General features: G+C 67.7%; 24 protein-coding genes. 11 read left to right on the top strand and 13 right to left on the bottom strand.

Translation table 11 applies throughout. From position 1 onward, the window contains the following. Positions 1–28: 28 nt before the first annotated feature. The 5 genes from MNI96_RS01490 to MNI96_RS01470 all read right to left on the bottom strand — a co-directional run bounded on the left by MNI96_RS01490 (position 29) and on the right by MNI96_RS01470 (position 2,528). Positions 29–574: a disulfide bond formation protein B gene (locus MNI96_RS01490; protein WP_249689722.1), complete on the bottom strand. Its 546-nt coding sequence runs from the start codon at positions 572–574 to the stop codon at positions 29–31. Between the two features lie 11 nt (positions 575–585). Then, positions 586–744 carry a DUF5993 family protein gene (locus MNI96_RS01485; RefSeq protein WP_249689720.1) on the bottom strand — a complete coding sequence of 53 codons (159 nt, stop codon included), beginning with the start codon at positions 742–744 and terminating at the stop codon, positions 586–588. Between the two features lie 196 nt (positions 745–940). Continuing rightward, positions 941–1,291 (bottom strand): hypothetical protein, encoded by a 351-nt coding sequence (locus MNI96_RS01480; protein ID WP_249689719.1) that lies wholly within the window; start codon positions 1,289–1,291, stop codon positions 941–943. A gap of 79 nt (positions 1,292–1,370) precedes the next feature. After that, the gene (locus tag MNI96_RS01475; RefSeq protein WP_249689717.1) at positions 1,371–1,715 is read right to left on the bottom strand and encodes a hypothetical protein; all 345 of its coding nucleotides are present in this window, start codon (positions 1,713–1,715) and stop codon (positions 1,371–1,373) included. A 522-nt stretch (positions 1,716–2,237) separates the two neighbouring features. Then, positions 2,238–2,528 (bottom strand): hypothetical protein, encoded by a 291-nt coding sequence (locus MNI96_RS01470; protein ID WP_249689714.1) that lies wholly within the window; start codon positions 2,526–2,528, stop codon positions 2,238–2,240. Positions 2,529–2,937: 409 nt separating this feature from the next. Here MNI96_RS01470 and MNI96_RS01465 point away from each other — a divergent pair, with 409 nt between their 5' ends. Beyond that, a complete protein-coding gene (locus MNI96_RS01465) occupies positions 2,938–3,492 on the top strand; it encodes a glyoxalase superfamily protein (protein WP_249689712.1) in 555 nt (184 codons plus the stop codon). Positions 3,493–3,572: 80 nt separating this feature from the next. Here MNI96_RS01465 and bdcA read toward each other — a convergent pair whose 3' ends face one another. Next, complete coding sequence (bdcA, locus tag MNI96_RS01460; protein WP_249689711.1) at positions 3,573–4,286, bottom strand: SDR family oxidoreductase; 714 nt, start codon at positions 4,284–4,286, stop codon at positions 3,573–3,575. A 71-nt stretch (positions 4,287–4,357) separates the two neighbouring features. Here bdcA and MNI96_RS01455 point away from each other — a divergent pair, with 71 nt between their 5' ends. From MNI96_RS01455 to MNI96_RS01435, 5 genes are all read left to right on the top strand, one after another. Beyond that, the gene (locus tag MNI96_RS01455) at positions 4,358–4,951 is read left to right on the top strand and encodes a TetR/AcrR family transcriptional regulator (RefSeq protein WP_249689708.1); all 594 of its coding nucleotides are present in this window, start codon (positions 4,358–4,360) and stop codon (positions 4,949–4,951) included. Positions 4,952–5,021: 70 nt separating this feature from the next. Then, a complete protein-coding gene (gene coaD, locus MNI96_RS01450) occupies positions 5,022–5,528 on the top strand; it encodes a pantetheine-phosphate adenylyltransferase (RefSeq protein ID WP_249689706.1) in 507 nt (168 codons plus the stop codon). Between the two features lie 34 nt (positions 5,529–5,562). Then, positions 5,563–6,105 carry a peptidylprolyl isomerase gene (locus tag MNI96_RS01445; RefSeq protein ID WP_249689705.1) on the top strand — a complete coding sequence of 181 codons (543 nt, stop codon included), beginning with the start codon at positions 5,563–5,565 and terminating at the stop codon, positions 6,103–6,105. An 85-nt stretch (positions 6,106–6,190) separates the two neighbouring features. Continuing rightward, complete coding sequence (locus tag MNI96_RS01440; RefSeq protein ID WP_283776309.1) at positions 6,191–6,628, top strand: peptidylprolyl isomerase; 438 nt, start codon at positions 6,191–6,193, stop codon at positions 6,626–6,628. Between the two features lie 534 nt (positions 6,629–7,162). Next, the gene (locus tag MNI96_RS01435) at positions 7,163–7,774 is read left to right on the top strand and encodes a pyridoxamine 5'-phosphate oxidase family protein (RefSeq protein ID WP_249689701.1); all 612 of its coding nucleotides are present in this window, start codon (positions 7,163–7,165) and stop codon (positions 7,772–7,774) included. 19 nt (positions 7,775–7,793) lie between these two features. Here the strand turns inward: MNI96_RS01435 and MNI96_RS01430 are convergent, their stop codons facing one another. Further along, entirely contained in the window at positions 7,794–8,789 is a 996-nt protein-coding gene (locus MNI96_RS01430) for an SLAC1 anion channel family protein (protein ID WP_249689698.1), read from the bottom strand. Positions 8,790–8,973: 184 nt separating this feature from the next. Here MNI96_RS01430 and glmU point away from each other — a divergent pair, with 184 nt between their 5' ends. Next, positions 8,974–10,335: a bifunctional UDP-N-acetylglucosamine diphosphorylase/glucosamine-1-phosphate N-acetyltransferase GlmU gene (gene glmU / locus MNI96_RS01425; RefSeq protein WP_249689696.1), complete on the top strand. Its 1,362-nt coding sequence runs from the start codon at positions 8,974–8,976 to the stop codon at positions 10,333–10,335. Between the two features lie 535 nt (positions 10,336–10,870). Here glmU and MNI96_RS01420 read toward each other — a convergent pair. The 3 genes from MNI96_RS01420 to MNI96_RS01410 all read right to left on the bottom strand — a co-directional run bounded on the left by MNI96_RS01420 (position 10,871) and on the right by MNI96_RS01410 (position 11,942). Further along, positions 10,871–11,020, bottom strand: a complete 150-nt coding sequence (locus MNI96_RS01420; protein WP_249689695.1) for a DUF1127 domain-containing protein — start codon at positions 11,018–11,020, stop codon at positions 10,871–10,873. Positions 11,021–11,321: 301 nt separating this feature from the next. Continuing rightward, a complete protein-coding gene (locus tag MNI96_RS01415; protein WP_067333458.1) occupies positions 11,322–11,474 on the bottom strand; it encodes a DUF1127 domain-containing protein in 153 nt (50 codons plus the stop codon). Between the two features lie 318 nt (positions 11,475–11,792). Next, positions 11,793–11,942 (bottom strand): DUF1127 domain-containing protein, encoded by a 150-nt coding sequence (locus MNI96_RS01410; RefSeq protein WP_249689693.1) that lies wholly within the window; start codon positions 11,940–11,942, stop codon positions 11,793–11,795. Positions 11,943–12,309: 367 nt separating this feature from the next. Here MNI96_RS01410 and queA point away from each other — a divergent pair, with 367 nt between their 5' ends. The 3 genes from queA to MNI96_RS01395 all read left to right on the top strand — a co-directional run bounded on the left by queA (position 12,310) and on the right by MNI96_RS01395 (position 15,012). Beyond that, a complete protein-coding gene (gene queA, locus MNI96_RS01405) occupies positions 12,310–13,395 on the top strand; it encodes a tRNA preQ1(34) S-adenosylmethionine ribosyltransferase-isomerase QueA (protein WP_249689691.1) in 1,086 nt (361 codons plus the stop codon). After that, a complete protein-coding gene (gene tgt / locus MNI96_RS01400) occupies positions 13,392–14,537 on the top strand; it encodes a tRNA guanosine(34) transglycosylase Tgt (RefSeq protein WP_249689689.1) in 1,146 nt (381 codons plus the stop codon). Before queA ends, tgt begins: the two co-directional genes overlap by 4 nt. A 166-nt stretch (positions 14,538–14,703) precedes the next feature. After that, positions 14,704–15,012 carry a PilZ domain-containing protein gene (locus tag MNI96_RS01395; protein WP_249689687.1) on the top strand — a complete coding sequence of 103 codons (309 nt, stop codon included), beginning with the start codon at positions 14,704–14,706 and terminating at the stop codon, positions 15,010–15,012. Here MNI96_RS01395 and MNI96_RS01390 read toward each other — a convergent pair. The 3 genes from MNI96_RS01390 to MNI96_RS01380 form a co-directional block, all read right to left on the bottom strand. After that, positions 15,009–16,205 (bottom strand): lytic murein transglycosylase, encoded by a 1,197-nt coding sequence (locus MNI96_RS01390; RefSeq protein WP_502960287.1) that lies wholly within the window; start codon positions 16,203–16,205, stop codon positions 15,009–15,011. The genes MNI96_RS01395 and MNI96_RS01390 overlap by 4 nt on opposite strands. A gap of 87 nt (positions 16,206–16,292) precedes the next feature. Beyond that, positions 16,293–18,452, bottom strand: coding sequence for a putative bifunctional diguanylate cyclase/phosphodiesterase (locus MNI96_RS01385; RefSeq protein ID WP_249689686.1), 2,160 nt, complete (start codon positions 18,450–18,452; stop codon positions 16,293–16,295). Then, complete coding sequence (locus MNI96_RS01380; protein ID WP_249689684.1) at positions 18,436–19,011, bottom strand: hypothetical protein; 576 nt, start codon at positions 19,009–19,011, stop codon at positions 18,436–18,438. Before MNI96_RS01380 ends, MNI96_RS01385 begins: the two co-directional genes overlap by 17 nt. A gap of 247 nt (positions 19,012–19,258) precedes the next feature. Between MNI96_RS01380 and MNI96_RS01375 the strand changes: the two genes are divergently transcribed. Beyond that, entirely contained in the window at positions 19,259–20,368 is a 1,110-nt protein-coding gene (locus MNI96_RS01375) for a fatty acid desaturase (protein WP_249689682.1), read from the top strand. Positions 20,369–20,380 lie beyond the last annotated feature (12 nt).

Here is a 20,380-nt window from a genome sequence, read left to right as displayed (position 1 = left end):
CTCTCAGCCCGTCGGGGCCTGCTACGGCCTATTGCAGCAGGCGGTAGACGGTCGGATCGTCCGGGCAGCTGTCGAAGCCGCACTCGACGAGCGTGCTCGCCGTGTTGAGCGCGGCCATCGCCAGCACCAGCAGCACCGCAACGAGGGACAGGCCGGTGAGGCGGACGGCCGGGCGGGCCTCCTCGCCGGGCGCGCGCAGCACCAGCATCAGCCCACAGGCGGCGACGGCCGCGACGAAGACGACAAAGGCCCAGGTGTAGAAATGCAGGCCGAGGAAGGGCGCGCCGTAGCCCGCATCGCCCGGCTCGATATGCAGCAGCACCTGGCGCATGGCAAAACCCGCCCCCACGAGCCCTGCCAGGATCGTCACGCCGTAATGGGCGGGCCGGGGGCCGCGCGCCACGTTCAGCACCGGACCGATGGCCAGCAGCAGGAAGCCGGCGCGCTGCAGCAGACAGAGCGGGCAGGGCAGCTCGTCCTTGGCGAACTGGTCGAGGAAAGCGACGCCGAGCACGGCCGAGACGGCGAGGAGGGCAAGGGCGTTGAGGGTGGTCTCGAGAGATCTGGAGATCATGGCGCGCCCCTTCAGAACGACAGCGGCAGCGGATCGGTCGCGTGGTGCAGGTAGACCAGCACGGCGGCGAGGAAGCTGGCGACGATCAGGATGCCCGCGAGGCGCATGGGGCCGAAGGCGGCGGCGGCGAGAGCCGCAAGCAGCAGGGCGAAGAGGGCGGCGAGATACATCGGGCAGAGCCTTTGCGGATCCGGGTTGCGACGGAACGCAGAAGACTAAGCGATTCTGGGCGATGACGGAGCCGTGATTGTCGGCGAGGCGGGGTTGGTCGGCGCGGGAGGCGCGCCTGAAACGGCAAAGGCGACGCCTGCGGAATGCAGTGCGTCGCCTTTTGCAGCATCGGCTCGCCGGCATGCGGCGCCCGGATCAGGAGCTGGACGGAACGCGCTCCAGAACCGAGGTGTTGGCGGTCGGCTGGCGGGTCTCGACGGTGGTGAACTGCACCTGGCGCATGCCCTTGTTGCCGCTCAGCGCCGAGGCGCAGCTTGCCGTCCAGTGACCCCAGGTCTGGCCCTGGCACTCCGCGGGGAGGGCGGAAGCGCCGCGGTCGGTCTTGGGGGCTGCCATCTCGCTCTGCATCCCGCCGGCCGAAGCCGTCTGGACGGTGTGGGCGATGCTCACGATGCCGCCGAAGACGGCCAGGGCCGCAACGGTGGCAATCGCCAGATCCCGGATGCGATGAGCATGCTGTTCGCCATGATCGTGAATGAAGGTCATTGTCGTCACGTCCCTGCTTAGTACCGTTCTTCGATGGCCCCACATTGAGGCATAACGGGCAAGGAAACCGTGACGGGGATCACGATCCGGAGGGTTGCGTCGGCAGCGCCTGGTTGCCCGTCGCCGGCTCGGCGATCACCGGATGCGTCTGCGGCGGGGTGCCGGCGAAGCAATCGGGATCCTCTTCCCGGAAGATGATGCCGCCGCAGACCGCCTCGACGGTTTGCGCAACGGCACGTTTGTCCTTGCCTGGAAAGACAACGCGCTCATGGACGGAAGGTTGCAACTTGGCGGCGGTCTCCGCCGCGGCGTCGACGTCCGAGGCGGCCAATCCGGCCCCGAGCGTGGCGACAAGCAGCACGACGCCGGCGCCCCACAGGGCGATCGGAATCGACAGCTGATGAATTTTGTGAATCGTCATCATGCACCGCCATATGTAGTATCCCGAGGGGATTGGCAAGGCTTTGCCGGTTCAGTATTCCGTGAACGGCCTGTGCTGCTTTTGTGAACGATTGCAGCGAGTTGCGTATAAGCCGGGCATGCTTTCGCATGCCAGCCATGCATCAATCGCATGGCCTTTCGGCGGTTTCGGACGCTTCGCGGATGCGAGACGATCCTGCTTTCTGCCCACGACCGACATGGTGCCGGTCCAGCCGGGGGCGCGGTGCGCGCGTCCCCTGCAACCCTGAATAATCAGATGGGGAGCGCCCGGGCGCCGGCAAGAGGCGGGGGCGCGCAAACGACGAAGCTCGCGCGAAGGTGAAGGGCCGGTGAAAGGCCAGTGATCGGGCGCCGGGCCGGATCGTGGGAAACGGAATGAGGGAGAGTCGTGCGGCGGGGAGAGGTGACGGCGAGGCGGGGAACCCGCCGTCACGCTGCTGCGGGCAGGACGCGAGGCTTGCGCGCCGCGCCGTGCCGGGAGAGGTCCGAGGTCAGGAAGACCGGATCACTCCGAAACGCGACTGCGCGCGAGAACGGTGGTGGCGCCGTCGCTCGTGGCGATGGTGCGCCATGCGGGTGCGGCGGCCGGATCGACGCTGCGGGCAAGATCCGCGCAGCCCGGTGCCGCGTCCTGCATGGTGCCGGCGGCGCAGGCGACCTGCACCGTGCGCGCCATGCGGTCGCCCTTCTTCGCGGCGTTGACCTGATCCGCGGTGCCGAATGTGAGGCCGCCGACGGCGACGGATATGGCAATGGCGGCGAGGCCGCCAAGGCCCAAAGCTGCAAAGCCACGCATGTCCTGCGCCTCCTTTTGCTTATGAGCAACAGTCTAGCAGAAAAGCGGGGCGACTTAAACAAATTCGCAGATAGTGACTTTGCGGCAACAGTGGCAAAGCACTGGCGCCGGCAGGGAAACGACGTGCCTACGGGTTGAGAGAGTTCGAAGCCGCGATACCCTTCGTGCGTCAGGTGCCGTTGCAGGTAGCCTTTTCATTCTCGTTGCGGAGACTCGCCGGCTGACAGGACCGAGGCCGCGCGCTACTGTCGCTGCCGGCCGGAGGCAGCCGGCAGCCCGCACCCCGTCATGACCATGGCGGGGCATGGCGAATGCCTCCGAAGCGATGCGACCTGACCGTTCAACCGTCGGGCGAAGGCGTCGGTAATGCGGGTGCTGACGAGGACTTCGCCGTGACGAGGAAACGGACATGCGCGACCATCGCCATTCGAAGCTCATGGCCAAGGCCATGCGCGAGGCTCTTGCCGAGAAAAACCTGACCATCACCCACAGCGAGGCGCTGGAAATCGTCGCCCGCCAGTTTGGCCTTGCCAACTGGAACGTGCTGGCGGCGAAGATCGCCGAGGACGAGGGCGGGCCGGCCGAGAGCCGCGAGAGCATCCGCCTCGACCAGGCGGTGCCGATCGTTCGCATCTTCGACGTCGCCAAGGCGAGCGAGTTCTATTTCGGCTTTCTCGGCTTCTCCCTCGACTGGGAGCACCGCTACGGCGAGAACTTTCCGGTCTATATGCAGGTCTCGCGCTCCGGGCTGCGGCTGCACCTGTCGGAACATGCCGGCGATGCCACGCCCGGCGGCAACATGTGCGTCTACATGACCGGCATCCGCGATCTGCACCGGGAGCTGCAGGCCAAGGATTATCGCTACATGAAGCCGGGGCTGGAGGACCAGGGAGGGCGGCTCGAGCTGCAGGTCACCGACCCGTTCGGCAACCGCATTCGCTTCATGGAGCCGGTGGGGAACTGACGGAACGAGCCTCGTTCTGCTTGCAAGGCGCGGGACAGGCAGACGCCTGCCCCGCGCTTTTGCGTCGGGCCTTCCGCCCGTCAGGCGCCGAAGCCGCCGTCGATCGTGTGCATCGCCCCGGTGACGAAGCCCGCCTCCGGGCCGGCGAGCCAGGCGACCATGCCGGCGACCTCTTCCGGCCGGCCATGGCGCTTGATCGTCATGAAGCTGTGCAGCAGGTCCTTCATCGGCCCGTCGGCGGGGTTCGCGTCGGTGTCGATGGGGCCCGGCTGCACGATGTTCACGGTGATGCCGCGCGGCCCGAAGTCGCGCGCCAGCCCGCGGGCCAGGCCCTGCAGCGCCGATTTGCTGAGCGCATAGGAGGCCATGCCGGGAACGGGCATGCGGTCGCCGTTGACGGAGCCGATCACGATGATCCGGCCGCCTTCCGGCATCTGCCGCGCCGCCTCGACGGAGGCATGGTAGGGGGTCTGGACATTGATCCGGAACAGCCGGTCGATGGCGTCGGGATCCTGCTCCAGCGCATCGCCGAAGACGGCGATGCCGGCATTCACCACCAGCACGTCGAGCGGACCGCTGCCGCGGACCCGGCCGATCACCGCATCCCGGTCGGCGCTGTCGGTCATGACGGCCGTAGCGCCGGTCTCGGCCGCCAGCTTGTGCGCCGCCTCCTTCGACCCGGCATAGGTGAAGGTCACGTTCGCCCCGTCTGCGGCGAACCGTCTGACGATCGCTGCCCCGATCCCGCGGCTGCCGCCGAGCACGAGGACGGATTTTCCCTGAAAGTCGGCCATCTGGCCCTCCTTGAGTATTAACGTAATGAGCGCTACATAAAGGATAGGCAGCGCCGGTCAAGGATTTTGTAGTGGTCACTAAAAATATATCGCGGCCACGCGGCCGTCCGCGTCGGTTCGATCCCGAGGCGGCGGTCGCGACCGCCCAGAAGATGTTCCGCGCGCGCGGCTACGACGCGGTGAGCGTGGCGGACGTCACCGAGGCGCTCGGCATCAATCCGCCGAGCTTCTATGCCGCCTTCGGCAACAAGGCAGGCCTTTATGCGCGCGCGCTGGAGCGCTACTCGGCAACGGCCGCCATTCCCTTCGACGAGATCCTGAGGCCGGACCGCCCGGTCGGCGAGAGCCTTGCGATCCTCATGGAGGAAGCGGCACGCCGTTATGCCGCCGATCCGGCGGCTGCCGGGTGTCTGGTGCTGGAGGGGATCCGCTGCAACGACGAGGAGGCGCGCGAGGCGGCCCGCGTCTTCTATACTGCGGCGGAGGACATGGTGCGGCGCCTCATCGCCGAACATCACCCGGACAAGGCGGAGCAGGTGACCGACTTCGTCACGACCGTGATGGCCGGCCTGTCGGCCAAGGCGCGGGAAGGACAGGATGCGGAGCGGCTGCTCGCCGTCGCCCGGCTCGCCGGCCGGGCCATCATGCAAGACCTTGCCGGCTGAAGGCGCGCGCATGCGGTGTCGCCGTTTCGTCCCGCTTGCCTGAAAGCGGCGCGCCCTGTACATCGGCGGCATGACACGCACCGCGCTCTATCCCGGCTCTTTCGACCCCGTCACCAACGGGCATGTCGACATCCTGCGCCACGCGCTCGACCTTGCCGACAAGGTGGTCGTCGCCATCGGCGTCCATCCCGGCAAGTCGCCGATGTTCAGCTTCGAGGAGCGGGTGGCGATGATCGCCCGCGTCGCGCGCGATGCCTTCGGCGCGGCGGATGCGGGGCGCATCGAGGTGATTTCCTTCGACGACCTGGTCATCGAGACGGCCCGGCGCAACGGCGCCGCGTTCCTGGTGCGGGGCCTGCGCGACGGCACCGACCTCGACTACGAGATGCAGATGGCGGGCATGAACCGCTCGCTGGCGCCCGAAGTGCAGACGGTGTTCCTGCCGGCCTCTCCGGAAGTCCGCCACATCACCGCCACGCTGGTCAGGCAGATCGCCAAGATGGGCGGCGATGTCCGCCATTTCGTTCCGGCTCATGTCGCGGAACGCCTGGCCGAGCGGCTGGCGGACCCGCGCTGACAATTTCAACCCCCGTTGCGGGAGATTTTCCTCCATGGCACGTCTGCTTTCGTTTCTTTCCGCGCTCGTCCTTGCCGCCGCGATCGGCCTGTCGCCCGCCGGCGCCCAGTCGAACGATCCGGAAAACACGCTGCTGCTCGACCTGAAGGACGGGCAGGTGGTGATCCGCCTGCGGCCGGACCTTGCGCCCAATCACGTGGAGCGCATCAAGACGCTCGCGGCCCAGGGCTTTTACGACGGCATCGTCTTCCACCGGGTGATCGACGGGTTCATGGCCCAGACGGGCGACCCGACCGGCACCGGCATGGGCGGCTCCGACCTGCCGGACCTGAAGGCGGAGTTCTCGTCCGAACCGTTCCGCCGCGGCACGCTCGGCATGGCCCGCTCGCAGAGCCCGGACAGCGCCAATTCGCAGTTCTTCATCATGTTCGCCGACGGCGACTGGCTGAACGGCCAGTACACGGTGTTCGGCGAGGTGGTCGAGGGCATGGAGCACGTCGACAAGATCAAGCGCGGCGAGCCGGTGCAGAACCCGGACAAGATCGTGCGCATGCGCGTTGCCGCCGGCGCCAACTGACGCTACGAACACCTCGACACAGATTCCCCGAACACGAAGGAGACCAAGGGTGGCCGACTACAAGGATGCAGAAAACACGCTGGTGATGGAAACCACCCAGGGCCAGGTCGTGATCAACATGCGCCCGGACCTTGCGCCGAACCATGTCGCGCGCATCAAGGAGCTGGCGCGCGAGGGCTTTTACGACGGCATCGTCTTCCACCGCGTGATCGAGGGCTTCATGGCCCAGACCGGCTGCCCGCGCGGCACCGGCACCGGCGGTTCGGGCAAGAAGCTGCGCGCCGAGTTCAACGCCGAGCCGCATGTGCGCGGCACCTGCTCGATGGCCCGCGCCCAGGACCCGAATTCCGGCGACAGCCAGTTCTTCATCTGCTTCACCGACGCCCGCTTCCTCGACCGCCAGTACACGGTCTGGGGCGAGGTGATCGAGGGCATGGAGAATGTCGACAAGATCAAGCGCGGCGAGCCGGTGGTCAATCCGGACAAGATCGTCTCGATGAAGGTCGCGGCCGACATCGCGTAACGCGCAACAAGCGCGGCGGACATCGGGGGCAGGGGCCATGCGGCGCCTGCCCCTTTTTCGTTGCGCGGGGCGGCGTCGTTCGGGAGGACGAGGGGAGAGGGCTGCGCTCCATCGCGGGCGCTGCTTACCCCCTCTGTCGGCTTCGCCGACATCTCCCCCTCAGGGGGGAGAGAGTTCCGTGGGGCTCGGCCTGCCTGTCGTGGCCCGCGCCGTCCGGGAGGATGCAGGGAGAAGAGGGCGGGGCGGAAAGACGCGTGCCATCCTCTCTGCTGTCATACCTGCGAAGGCAGGTATCCAGTATCCGCTGGCGCATGTGTGTGGCGAGAGCGACGGCCATCTGCGGCGGGCGGGCGGCCTCGATCAGGAACGTTCGGGGTTACTGGTTCCCGGTCTTCGGCTTTGCCGAAACCGGGATGACAGCCTGAGGGTGGGCTGCCCGTATCCGTTACCAAGCTGCTCTTCCGCCCGCACAATCCCGCTGCTAGCGTGCGCGCGAACAGGGCCGGCCGGCGAGCAGAAGGAGCGGAGAGGCGCATGACGACGATCACCACGGTGGAGCAGCTGGAATCGCTCTACGGCACGCCGGGCGCCGCCTCCAAGGTCAAGGAAATCGACTGGATCAGCGACGAATATGCTGCCCTGATCAAGGCCTCGCCCTTCGTGGCGCTGGCGACCGCGGGGCCGGAGGGGCTGGACTGTTCGCCGCGCGGCGACCGGGGCGAGGTGGTGCGCATCCTGGACGCACGGCGCGTGGCGCTGCCCGACCGGCGCGGCAACGACCGGATCGATTCGCTGCGCAACATCGTGCGCGACCCGCGCGTGGCGCTGCTGTTCCTCATTCCCGGCAGCGGCACGACGCTGCGCCTCAACGGAAGGGCGACAATCAGCGCCGATCCGCAGCTGCTGGAGGACTTCGCCGTGGACGGCAAGGCGCCGCGCAGCGTGATCCTGATCGAGGTGGAGAGGGTCTACTTCCAGTGCGCCCGGGCCATCGTGCGTTCGCGGCTGTGGGAAAGGGACGCGCAGGAGGCGGCGAACGGGTTGCCGACGCCGGGCGCGATCCTGTCCGCGCTGAGCGAGGCCAAGGTCGGCGGCGAAGCCTACGACCGCGAATGGCCGGAGCGGGCGCGCAAGACGCTGTGGTGAGGCAAAGGCCTCACCTTCCTTACTCCGGGCGGCAGATCTCGTTGCGTCGCATCGCGGCGAAGGTCTTGGCGACCAGCATCGCGATCACCGCCCACAGAACGCCATAGGCGATATAGGCGAGGGTGCGCTGGAAGGCGGCGCCTGTCGATTCGGCAAATAGGGCCGAGGCGATGGTGAAGGCTGCGAGCGGGAAGGAATAGGCCCACCAGGCCATGGAGAAGGGCAGGCGCAGCAGGCGCCCGATCTGGGTCAGCGTCACCAGAACGAACATCAACGCGCTGTAGTAGAGGACGCGGGCGACCGCATCGACCTCGCCGCCGTTCAGCAGCATCCAAGAGACGAAGCCGACCGAGGGCGGCGCGATCAGGATGACCAGCGTCGGCAGCAGGCGCTCGGCGATCGGGTTGTGGAAGATCAGCCGGTTGAACACCAGCGTCAGGAAGATCAGCCAGAACAGCATGCCGACGGAGAAGAAGAACCACGAGGTCTCTAGATAGCCGAGCTCGACGCCGGCGACCGGCACCAGGACGTTGCCGACGGCGGGAATGAACCAGGCCGGCGTCAGATGCGCCTGCTCGAAGGTGCGGTGACTGATCCAGGCGGAAACGACGCCGAGAATGATGAGCAGATGCGCGGCCGTCGCGACCATCCACACCGCCTCGACGAGGCCGTGCGCGCGCGGCAGGATGCCGGAGCAGACCAGCAGCACGCCGATGGTGATCGCCGGGAAGAAGGCGATGCGCACGGGGTGGTTCCACTCCGCCTTCATCGCATCCGTGTGGCGCAGCGTCTTTGCGAGATAGATCGCGGCGATGACGCAGAAGGTGGCGGCGGTGACGAGGGTCAGCGCGAAGCTGGCCGTGCCGGGTGCGCCGAAAAGCGCGACCTCCATGCGGCGGGTCGCCAGCGACAGGCCCGCAAGGCCCATCACCACCGCGAAGAAGGTGATCGGGAAATGCTTCAGCCAGGGCTCGTCTGCCGCCTCGGCCCGGACTGCCGTCGTCGCTGTGTTCATGTTCCGCCCGCCCGAGTGTTCGAAAACCCATTCGGATCCCTGAATATCCGTCCGCGCCGGCTTTCGCCAACATCCGTTCTCGTGTTTCCTGCGACAAAGTGCCGGGCAGGTCGGCGCACCGACTTGACGGACGGGCGCCGGCTCCCGATGACAGGCCCGCCGGAATTCACGCGAGAGGTTTGCAATGCCGTCCACGTCCCGCCTTGCCATCGTCCTGGCCGCCGGCCTCGGCACAAGGATGAAGTCCGACCGGCCGAAGGTGATGCATCAGGTCGCCGGCCTGTCGCTGGTCGGCCATGTGCTGAAGGCGGTCGATGCGGCCGGGATCGGCCGGGTGGCCGTGGTGGTGGGGCCCGACATGCCGGAGCTGGTCGCCGAGGTGGCGCGCCGGGCGCCGGGGGCGCAGTGCCATGTGCAGCAGGAGCGGCTCGGCACCGCCCATGCGGCGCGCGCCGCCGAACCGGCCTGGCGCGACCTGCCCGACCAGGTGCTGGTGCTGTTCGGCGACACGCCGCTGGTCTCGCCGCAGACGCTGGCGCGGGTCTGCGCAAGGCTGGACGAGGGCGCCGACGTGGTGGTGCTCGGGTTCGAGGCGCAGGATCCGACCGGCTACGGCCGGCTGCTGACGGAGGGCGACCGGCTGCTGGCGATCCGCGAGGAGCGGGACGCGAGCGAGGCCGAGCGGGCCGTGCGCTTCTGCAATTCCGGCATCATGGGCTTTCGCGGTACGCGCTTTGCCGGGATCGTCCAGCGCATCGGCAATGCCAATGCCAAGGGCGAATACTACCTGACCGACGCGGTGGAGATCGCCGCCGAACTGGGCCTTTCGGTCGTCACCGAGCGGGCCGACGAGTGGGAGGTGCAGGGCATCAACACGCGGGTGCAGCTCGCCCGGGTCGAGGCCGACTACCAGCGCCAGGCGCGGATCGCCGCGATGGAGGGCGGGGCGACGCTGACGGCGCCGGAGACCGTGCATTTTTCCCACGACACGCGGCTCGGCCGCGACGTGGTGGTGGAGCCGAACGTGGTGTTCGGCCCCGGCGTCGAGATCGGCGACGGGGTGACGATCCGCGCCTTCTCGCATCTGGAGGACGCGCGGGTCGCGGAGGGCGCAACGCTCGGACCTTACGCGCGGCTGCGGCCGGGCGCGGAGATCGGCGCCGGCGCGCATATCGGCAATTTTGTCGAGATCAAGAATGCCCGCGTCGAGACCGGGGCCAAGGTCAACCACCTCACCTATATCGGCGATGCGCGGGTGGGGGCGGGCGCCAATATCGGCGCCGGCACCATCACCTGCAACTATGACGGCTTCCTGAAGCACCACACGGATATCGGCGCGGGCGCGTTCGTCGGGTCGAACTCGACCCTGGTGGCGCCTGTCACCATCGGCGACGGGGCGTATCTGGCGGCCGGCGGCGTCGTCACGGAGGATGTGCCGGCCGATGCGCTGTCGCTCGGCCGGGCGCGGCAGGTGGTGAAGGAAGGGCGCGGCGCGCAGCTGAAGGCCCGCTTCGCCCGCGCCAAGGCCGAGAAGACAGGCGCTTAAGGGGCGGTCGGATTTTCAAGGAACTGGCGTTCCGGCAACCGCGCCGAGACCTCACTCGAACCGTTCGGGGGTACTGGTTCCCGGTCTTCGGCTGCGCCGAAACCGGGACGACATCCGAGGGGAAGGGGGCGGCCTCGACGTGTCCAGCTGATGCGAAAGACGCATGCGCGACGCCGACTGCCGAAGAGCGGTGGTGCAATCGAAGAAATGCCGGGGGAAGGGCCAGGTCCAAAAACGAACGCCCACCGGTGGGAGGAGGATCCGGTGGGCGTCGTTTTGGAGGGCCGGTGAGGGAGGAGGAACACCGGCCTGAACGGGAGCGAAGCGTGGGAGGAGGATCGCTTGGCTCCGTTGCCTCTGATATGGGCGAGTCCCTCGTCTATTTAAAGAGACGATCTTGCATATCAGCCCCGCTTTTTGTGCAGAGCAGCATAAAAATTTGAAAACTCCGATATTTCAGCTGCTTAAATGAAAACGCCGCCCCGGATGGGACGGCGTTTTCTGCTGCGGTGCCCCCGCGAGGCGGAGCGAGCGCTTAGCGATGGTTGCTGCGGGCGATGAAATCAATATCGCCGCGGCCGATGCCCAGGTCGCTGAGCTCGCGATTGGAGAGGCGGGACAGCTCGTCATAGGTGCGACGGTACTGCTGCCAGGAATTGTACTTGCGGATGAGCGTGTCGATCATGGTCGTTGTCCTTGAGTGCGAAACCGGAGGTGATCGAACCGGACGGGCTGCCTGACGGACGCCGCGCGGTCTTGCGCTGGTCCGTTTGGTGCCTCTGCCCGGCGATTCGGTGTTGCATTGTGGCGGCTGTCGCCGGCCCGCTCCCTGCCGGTCCCCGTCCTGCGGGGGCCGCGTCCGCCCGCCGGTCGGGAGGAGGAAACCGGCGGGCGGCGCTTTTGCCTGACGGATCCGGGAGGAGAAGACCCGTCGGTGCACGATCTGGGGCGCGTGGGAGGAGGGTCGCGCCCCGGTCCGTGATTGGTTAGCCGATCACCGCACGGCGAGCGACGGCCGGGATCTCGCCACGCGAGATGCCGAGATCGTCGAGCTCGCGCGGGGTCAGGCGGGACAGCTCCGTGACGGTGCTGTTGTAGGCACGCCAGTTGCGGTACTTGCGAGCGAGGGTCGTGAACATTTCCAACTCCGTGATGTTCTTCTTATTGCTCCCGAAGCGGCCGCTCTTCGCTCTGTATGCTGCGCTGCGTCATCGTTCGGTGGCACTCATATGGAGTGCTTCGCGCCGTTTGTGAGGCGCTATTTTCGCATGCCCGCCTTGCGGCTTTCGCCGGGGTCGCCCGGCCTTGCGGCATGCACGCAAAAAAATGCGAACGCCCGCCGGTGGGAGGAGGTACCGGCGGGCGTCGCAATGTCCGAACGGGATTGGGAGGAGGATATCCCGTCGGCAACACGTCAGGAGACAGGGGAGGAGGTCTATCTCCTTGAACGTGAACTGTTAACGGCTTGCGCGACGGGCGACGAAACGAATGTCGCCGCGGGCGATGCCGAGATCGTTGAGCTCGCGGGTCGAGAGCCGCGACAGCTCGGAAACGGTGGTCTGGTACGTGCGCCAGTTGCGGTACTTGCGAGCGAGAGAGTCGAACATGGCATCCTCATATGCACGATCTGTGCGGGAGTTGGCTGGGCGGGTCATCCCGTGTCAGCGCTCCGATCCGATGACCAAGAGATAGTTTTTTCACCTCCCGAAAAAAAGCGCGGATTGTGCACGGCAGCCATGCAGATTGTGCATCGCAAAATAGTTGCACCCGCATCCGCCTTGCTGCAACCGCACTCCGAATCCGGATCTCCTGCAGAACGCGCCGGACGGCGTGCGGTTCCCGGCGGGAAAAGCGGCGTGGAGACAGGTTTGCGCGGCCGGGCGGAAAGGACGCGCGGTTGACCGGGCGGCAGGGGAGAGATAAGAGCCGAACCCCTGAACCAACGCCATCTTTCACCGGGTTTCAGCCAAGGCCATGCGCGTCGACGATTTCGACTTCGAGCTGCCGCCGGAGCGCATTGCGCTGCGTCCGGCCCGACCGCGCGATGCCGCGCGCCTGCTGGTGGTGCGCCCGAACGGCGAGCCGGTGCTGGACGATCGCGGCGTGCGCGACCTGCCCATGCTGCTGGAGCCGGGCGATGCGCTGGTCTTCAACGACACGCGGGTGATCCCGGCGCAGCTGGAAGGCACCCGCACGCGCGGCGAGGCGGTGGCGCGGATCGGCGCGACGCTGCATCTGCGCGCAGGCGAGGATCGCTGGTGGGCCTTCGTGCGCCCGGCCAAGAAGCTGGTCGTCGGCGACCGCGTGCGGTTCGGCGGCGAGGGCAGGGCCTGCCTGCTCGGCACGCTGGACGCCACGGTCGCGGAAAAGCGCGACACGGGCGAGGTGCTGCTCGCCTTCGATCTCGCCGGCCCGATGCTGGACGAGGCCATCGCCGCCGTCGGCCATATCCCGCTGCCGCCCTATATCGCGGCCAAGCGCGGAGAGGACGAGCAGGACCGGCAGGACTACCAGACGATCTTTGCGGAAAAGGACGGGGCCGTCGCCGCGCCGACCGCCGGGCTGCACTTCACGGACCAACTGCTGGCGGCGCTGGACGCGCGCGGCATCGAGCGGCACCGGGTGACGCTGCATGTGGGGGCGGGCACGTTCCTTCCCGTCAAGGCGGAGGACACCGACGAGCACCGCATGCATGCCGAATGGGGCGAGGTGAGCGACGAGACGGTCGCCGCCCTGCGCGCCGTGCGGGCCCGCGGCAACAAGGTCGTCGCCATCGGCACCACTTCGCTGCGCATCCTGGAAAGCGCGGCGCAGGGCGAGGAAGGGCTGGCGCCCTTTGCCGGCGAGACCTCGATCTTCATCACGCCGGGCTACCGGTTCCGCGCCATCGACGCGTTGATGACCAATTTCCACCTGCCGCGCTCGACCCTATTCATGCTGGTCTCGGCGCTGTCTGGCCTCGACACGATGCGCAAGGCCTATGCCCATGCCATCGCGACCGGCTATCGCTTCTATTCCTATGGCGATGGCTCGCTTCTCTTCCCCAAGGATCCTGCATGACCGCGCCGTTTTCCTTCCGCCTCCTCGCGACCGACGGCATGGCCCGGCGCGGCGAGATCGTCACGCCGCACGGGCGGGTGGCAACGCCCGCCTTCATGCCGGTGGGGACGCAGGCGACCGTCAAGGCGATGTATCCGGACCAGGTGCGCGAACTCGGCGCCGACGTGGTGCTGGGCAACACCTATCACCTGATGCTGAGGCCGGGCGCCGAGCGCATCGCCCGGCTCGGCGGGCTGCATACGTTCATGAACTGGCCGCACACGATCCTGACCGACTCGGGCGGCTTCCAGGTGATGTCGCTGGCGCAGCTGCGCAAGCTGACCGAGGACGGCGTCACCTTTCAGAGCCATATCGACGGCTCGCGCCATGTGATGACACCGGAGCGCTCGGTCGAGATCCAGCAGCTGCTCGGCTCCGACATCCAGATGCAGCTCGACGAGTGCATCGCGCTGCCCGCCCCGCGCGAGGACGTGGAGCGCGCCATGCGCCTGTCGCTCCGCTGGGCGGAACGCTCGCGCGCGCAGTTCGAGACGATGGGCGGGCCGGGGCGCGGACAGGCGCTCTACGGCATCGTCCAGGGCGGCGACGTGCCGGACCTGCGGATTGCCTCGGCGCAGGCGCTGGGGGAGATGCCGTTCGAGGGCTATTCCGTCGGCGGGCTGGCGGTCGGCGAGCCGCAGGAGGTGATGCTGGCGATGCTGGAGATCACCACCCCGGCGATGCCCGTGGACAAGCCGCGCTATCTGATGGGTGTCGGCACGCCGGAAGACATCCTGGAGAGCGTCGCGCGCGGCATCGACCAGTTCGACTGCGTGATGCCGACGCGGGCCGGCCGCCATGGCCTCGCCTATACGCGCTACGGCAAGGTGAACCTGAAGAACGCCCGCCATGCGGACGACCCGCGCCCGCTGGACGAGGCCTCGGACTGCCCGGCGGCGCGGGACTATTCGCGCGCCTATCTGCACCATCTGGTGAAGGCGGGCGAGGGGCTCGCCGCGATGCTGCTGACCTGGACCAATCTCGCCTATTACCAGACATTGATGCGCGAGATGCGCGCGGCGATCGAGGACGGCCGGTTCGAGGACTTCCGGGCGAAGACGCGCGAGGACTGGGCCCGCGGCGACCTGGCGCCGCTGGACTGAGAGTTCGGCGACCTGGTGCCGATTGGCCGGGACTGCGGCCGGGCCGGGCGGCGGGGCGGCGGGGCGGAAGAGCCTTTACCTCCCGTTCACTCGCGTGCCGCTAACAATCGTCGGACAATTGCCCGACTGCCGGAAATTGCTGCCGGCGTGCCCGCGAGTTGACCACATGCTCCACAAGCCGACTGTGCGCGGGGAAATCCGCTCCGCCCCGAGAGCCTCCTGCGCCATCCCGGCGATCATCGTCGACCGGGGCGTATCCGTCTCCTGCCTTGTCGAGGATCTCAGCATCGTCGGCTGCCGCGTGCGCATGAAGGGCCAGGCGGCGCTCAGCCGGCGGTTCGTCTTCGAGTTTCCCAAGCGCGCCATCAAGGTCGAGGCCGAGCTCGTTTGGGTGAACGGCGACGAGGCCGGCATCCGCTTCCTGCACAGGAAGTCGGGCGAGGCCCCGACCACCTCGCGGGTGGAGGTCGGTTAGAACCGCGACAGGAGGGCAGGCGTCGGCCAGCCGTCCGCCGGAACGCCGAGGCGCAGCTGTTCGGCCCGCACCGCCGCGCGGGTGCCGGCACCCAGGATGCCGTCGATCTTGCCGACGTCGTGGCCTCGTGCTGCAAGCTTTTCCTGCAACTGCCGCATCTGCGCGTCCGACAGCCCGGGCTCCGGATTGCCCGGATCGTAGCGGGGGGCGCCGGCGAGCCGCGTTGCCAGATAGGCGGCGGTCGTCGTGTAGATGAACGACTGGTTCCACTCCAGATAGACGCGGAAATTCGGGTAGGCGAGGAAGGCCGGGCCCTTGTGGCCCTGCGGCATGAGCAGCGCGGCCGGCAGGTTCGCCGAAGGCAGGCGGCCCTCGCGGGCCGTGACGCCGGCCCTGGCCCACTCGCCGACGGTGGTGTCGAAGTTGAGGCCGGTCTTTTCCCAGGGCAGGCTCGCGGGCAGCTTCACCTCGGTCAGCCAGGGTTCGCCGGCGCGCCAGCCGAGGCTCTTGATGAAACCGGCGGCGGTGAGGATCGTGTCCGGCGCGCTGTTCTTCAGGTCGACATGGTTGTCGCCGTCGCCGTCCTTGCCGAAGCGGATGATGTCCTCGGGCAGCATCTGCACCTGGCCGATCTCGCCGGCCCAGGCGCCGGTGGTGCGGGCCGGGTCGAGGTCGCCATGGGCGACCATCTCGATGGCGGCGATGAGTTGCGGGCGGAAGAGCTGCGGCCGGCGGCAGTCATGGGCAAGCGTCGCCAGTGCGTTCACCGTGTTGAAGTCGCCCTGGACGGCGCCGAAATCCGTTTCCAGCGCCCAGAAGGCGGTGATCACCGGCGCGGGCACGCCGTAGTCGGCCTCGGCGCGGGCGAAGATCCTGGCGTACTTCTTCATGTTGCCGGCGCCGTGCTTCAGCCGGTAGCCGCTGACCGAGCGCTTGGAGAAGGTGAGGAAATCCTGCTTGAAGACGCCCTGCGCGCGGTCGCGCGACAGCACCGTCCTGTCGATCTGCGCGCCGCCCAGCGTCTTCCGGATCGCCGCATCCGGCAGCCCCTTGGCGCGGGCCTCGTCGGCGACACCGTTCAAGAAGGCGCCGAAATCGCCGCCGCAGGGCGTATCGGCCATGACGGGCACGGCGGCGAGCTGCATGGCAGCGCAAGCGGCGGCGAGGGAGAGGCGGAGACGGCGGCAGATCATCGGCGGGCCCTTTCGGCTGGACGAGTCGCCCGGCGAGTTTGCGGGAACTGCCCGCGCACAAACAAGAGCGCGGCGGCGAAAATCCGCTCAGCCCGCGCAGGAATGCGGCTGCCGGTCCGCGAGATAGTCGACGGCTGCCTCGAAGGGCAGGGGGCGGCAGAACAGGAAGCCCTGGCCGAACTGGCAGCCGCGCTGGACGAGGTATCGCGCCTGGGCGCGGGTCTCGATCCCTTCCGCCACCACGACGGCGCCGAGACCGGAGGCGATCGCCAGGAAGCCGTCGATGATCACTTCGGCCGAGCGGTCGCGGCCGATGCCGTGGACGAACTCGCGGTCGATCTTCAGCTCGTGGATGGTGAATTCGCGCAAGTGCTTGAACGAGCCGTAGCCGGTGCCGAAATCGTCCATCGAGATGCGGATGCCGAGGGCGGCGAGCATGTCGACATTGTCGCGGATCGTCTCCGCGGCGCGGGCGATGAACACGTCCTCGGTGATCTCCAGCGTGATCCGCCGGGCGAGCGGCTGGTTCTCCATCACCAGCCGGCGCAACTCGTCCATGCCGCTGCGGGTGGCGAGCATGGATTCCTCCAGGTTCAGCGACACGCCGCCGCTGTCGAGCCCGAGCTCGGCAAAGCGCTTGAGATCGGCGACCGCCTGGCGGGCCATCTGCATGGTGAAGTCGGCCTGCAGACCGAAACTGTCGATCCGGGGTAGGAACTTGTCGGGCGTCAGCAGTCCGCGCTGGGGATGGCGCCAGCGGGCCAGCGCCTCGAAGCCGGCATGGACGTTGTCGGCGAGCGTGACCTTGGGCTGGTAATGCAGCACGAACTCGCCCTCGCGCAGGGCCCGTTCGATCTCCTCCTTGTCCTCCAGTCCGTAGCGCTGCGGCGCCATCTGCGGCGAATAGACCGCGTAGGAAGGGCGCTTTTCCTGCTTGGCGACATACATTGCCCGGTCGGCCGCGGCCATCAGCGCCTGAGGGCCGCCCGGCACAGACTGGCTGCCGGCCACGCCGATGCTGGCGCCGACGCGAAGCTCGCGCGGGCCGTGGCGCATCGGATTGACCGTCGTCTCCAGAACGCGCTTGGCGAATTGCTCCGGATCGCGGCTGCCCTCCTGCGACACGATGACGATGGCGAATTCGTCGCCGCCGAGGCGCGCGACCATGTCGCCGGGGCGCACCAGGTTGCGGTAACGCTGCGCCAGCACCTTCAGCACCGTGTCGCCGGCCTCGTGGCCGTAGGCGTCGTTGATCGGCTTGAAGCTGTCGAGGTCGACGAGGAGGAAGATCAGCTCGCCGTCCGGGCCGATCGCCCGTGCCGTCGTGTCGAGATAGGCATCGAATGCCTTGCGGTTGGCGACGCCGGTCAGCCCGTCATGGGCGGCGATGAATTCCAGCTCCGCCTGCTTCTGCTCGCGCTCCTGCGCCAGTTCGCGGTTGCTGACCAGCGCGCGCTGCAGCTCCTGCACGGAAACGGCAATGCTGCCGATCTCGTCGCGCCGGGCCGTGTGGGGGACAGGTGTCGACAGGTCCCCTTGCAGCAGCGCCCGGATGGTCCGCACCAGACCGGTCACCGGCCGGATGATCGCACGCGAGGCGGCGATGCTGGCGGCAACGGCGACGAAGGCTCCCAGCAGCGACAGGATGACGAAGTTGCGGATCAATCGATCGGACGTCGCCGCAGCCTCTTCGGTCGCCTGGCGAAACTGTTCCGACGCCCTGTGGCCGAGCGACTGGGCCTGGGCCTCCACCTCGGCATAGGTCTTGTGGCCGCCGCGGGTGGCGACCGCGCCGAGCGTGGCGTTACGCAGGATCAGCAGCACCGCCTGCGAGGTGTTCTGGCGATAGATACCGAAAGCCTCGCGGAGCTTGTCGACGCCCTCGAGCTCCGCGTCTTCCAGCATCGCGATGTCGGTCGCTGCCCGCTCGAGACCATAGTTGATGGACCGCAGCGTCGCTTCCAGCTCGGCCCCGCGCACGCCGATCTCGCTCCACATGGACAACTTGTAGAGATTGGCCTCGACGCTCGCCAGGTGGTGAGAGACCTCGTAGGCGCGGTCGAGCACCGCCTCCAGCCGGGACAGGTTGGTGATGATCGCCGCCCGCTGCGTGGTCAATGCCTGCCAGGCAAGCAACGTCATCGCGGCCAGCGCGATCAGGCTGACCAACGGCGCGGCCATCACCTTTGCCGTGACCGGCCAGTTGGAAAACCGCAGGCGCCCGATCAGGCTATCCGGTCGGCGCATCTTCGAATGCCCCTGCACACAGGATCCGCTCGTCGTCGTCCAGCATGAAGCACGTGTGATACCCAACGGCCGAGCGGGCGGTCCTGGGATGGGGGAAGAGAAGCAGGAACACCTTGTCTCCCGTGCCGCGTGCCGAAGCTTCGGCAAGCTGCGTCCAGAAGCGTCCCTCGATATCGGTAATGTTGGACACGTCGATGCCGACGAGCTCCGGATGGCCGGTGTCGAACCAGCTGACGCCGGCGGTGGTGACGCCCCAAAGATGCAGGCCGTTCGCCTCGCGCAGCCAGGGCGGAGACTGGAAATCCTTCAAGGCGGCATCGAGGCCGGCCTCGTCGATATGGCGGCGGGCGAGATCCGCCAGCTCCACGACATCGCCGCGGACCCGCTCCAGATCCGATCCCGCAGCCTGGCCGGCAAGAGCGGCGGCTGCGTCGAGCGTCGTCTGCTGCTGCGGGTCGCTGTCGGCCAGCGCCGCCCCGGGCAGGACGGCGGCAGCAGCCAGCATCGCAATCCGGACCGCATTGCGGGCAGCGGCAAGGGCACGACGGGATTCTGGCATCTTCATCTCCGGTCTCCCCCAAACAGAAACGGATACCCGCGAGTCGTGAAAGCGCCTTTAAGGCAATTGTTTCAATTTTTATGAGTTGCGGCCGACCGCCATCGTTCGTCCGGCATTCGGTCTCGGAATCTCGCGTCGGCAGCGTCAGTTTTCCTGATGGCAGGATTGTGGCAGATTCCGTTTGACTGTTCGCCCCTCAGCCTGCTTGCTGCCAGTCACTTCGGCAGACCCTTTCGTTCCGGTCCCCATGAGCAGTATCGACACATCAACCTCTCCGAGCGAGGCCTCATCGAGCGGCAACGGCCCGATCTCGCCGCAGTCGCGCCGCCATTTGCAGATGCGCAAGGACATCCTGCGCGCCCACCCGGAGCTGCGCACGCTGGCCGGGCCGGACTGGCGCACCGCACTGTGCGTACCGTTGCTCCTGGCGCTGCACTGGGGGATCGCCTGGGCGGTCTCGGACAGCAACCTGCTCGTGGTGTTCCTTGCGGCCTTCCTGGTCGGCCAGTTCGTCATCCATGCGGCCGGCGCCCTGGTGCACGAGACGGCGCACCGGCTGATCTTTCGCGGCGAGAAGGCGAAGCTCGCCTTCGACCTGGGGCTGGAGACGATCCTCGGCTCGTTCGGCAAGCAGCTGACCTATCAGCACGAGCATCTGTCGAGCCACCATCCCTATATCGGCGACTACGAGCGCGACTACGAACACGAGGACCTGTGCGCGTTCAAGGCGCGGGAAATGCTGGTGGAAGGGCGGCCGCGCCTGCAGCGGGTGCTGACGGTGGCGACGCTGGTCGTCCACCTGCTGCCGTTCGGCTTCATCATCTCGGACGAGATCTTCCCGCGGCTCTACGAGCGGCTGACGGGGCGGGTGTCGCGCGACCGCCAGCGCCGTATCGGCTCGACCCGCGCGCCGGCGTGGCAGCGGCGGCTGTTCGTCGGCTGGTCGCTCGGTGTCAACCTGGTGCTGCTCGCCGCCTTCGGCTGGCTCGGCTGGCTCTACCACAACTGGGCGCTGTCGATTTTTCTGGGCAAGTGCGGCATCTCGAACCTCGGCCAGTCCCTGAGCGAGCATCCGGGCGACGACGAGGAGGCGCCGACGCGCTCCACCTACGGCTGGGTCAACCGGCTGTTCTTCAACACCGGCTATCACAACGAGCACCACACGTTCCCGAACGTGCCCTGGACGCGGCTGCCGGAGCTGACGAAGACGGCGCCGGAGGCCTTCACGGCCCGCTCCGACCGCTCCTATCTCGGGTGCTGGTGGGACCATGTGCGGCGCGACTTCGCCACCTCGCGGCGCAATCCGCAGCAAGGCGAGAATCAGGACCTGCGTTGCCCGCGGGCGGGCGTATCCTGACCCGGTGGGCCT

It is taken from the genome of Stappia sp. WLB 29 (genome assembly GCF_023507705.1).
GTDB lineage: Bacteria > Pseudomonadota > Alphaproteobacteria > Rhizobiales > Stappiaceae > Stappia.
Note: the sequence above shows the minus strand (reverse complement) of the source record. Positions and strands in the feature narration are given on the sequence as shown.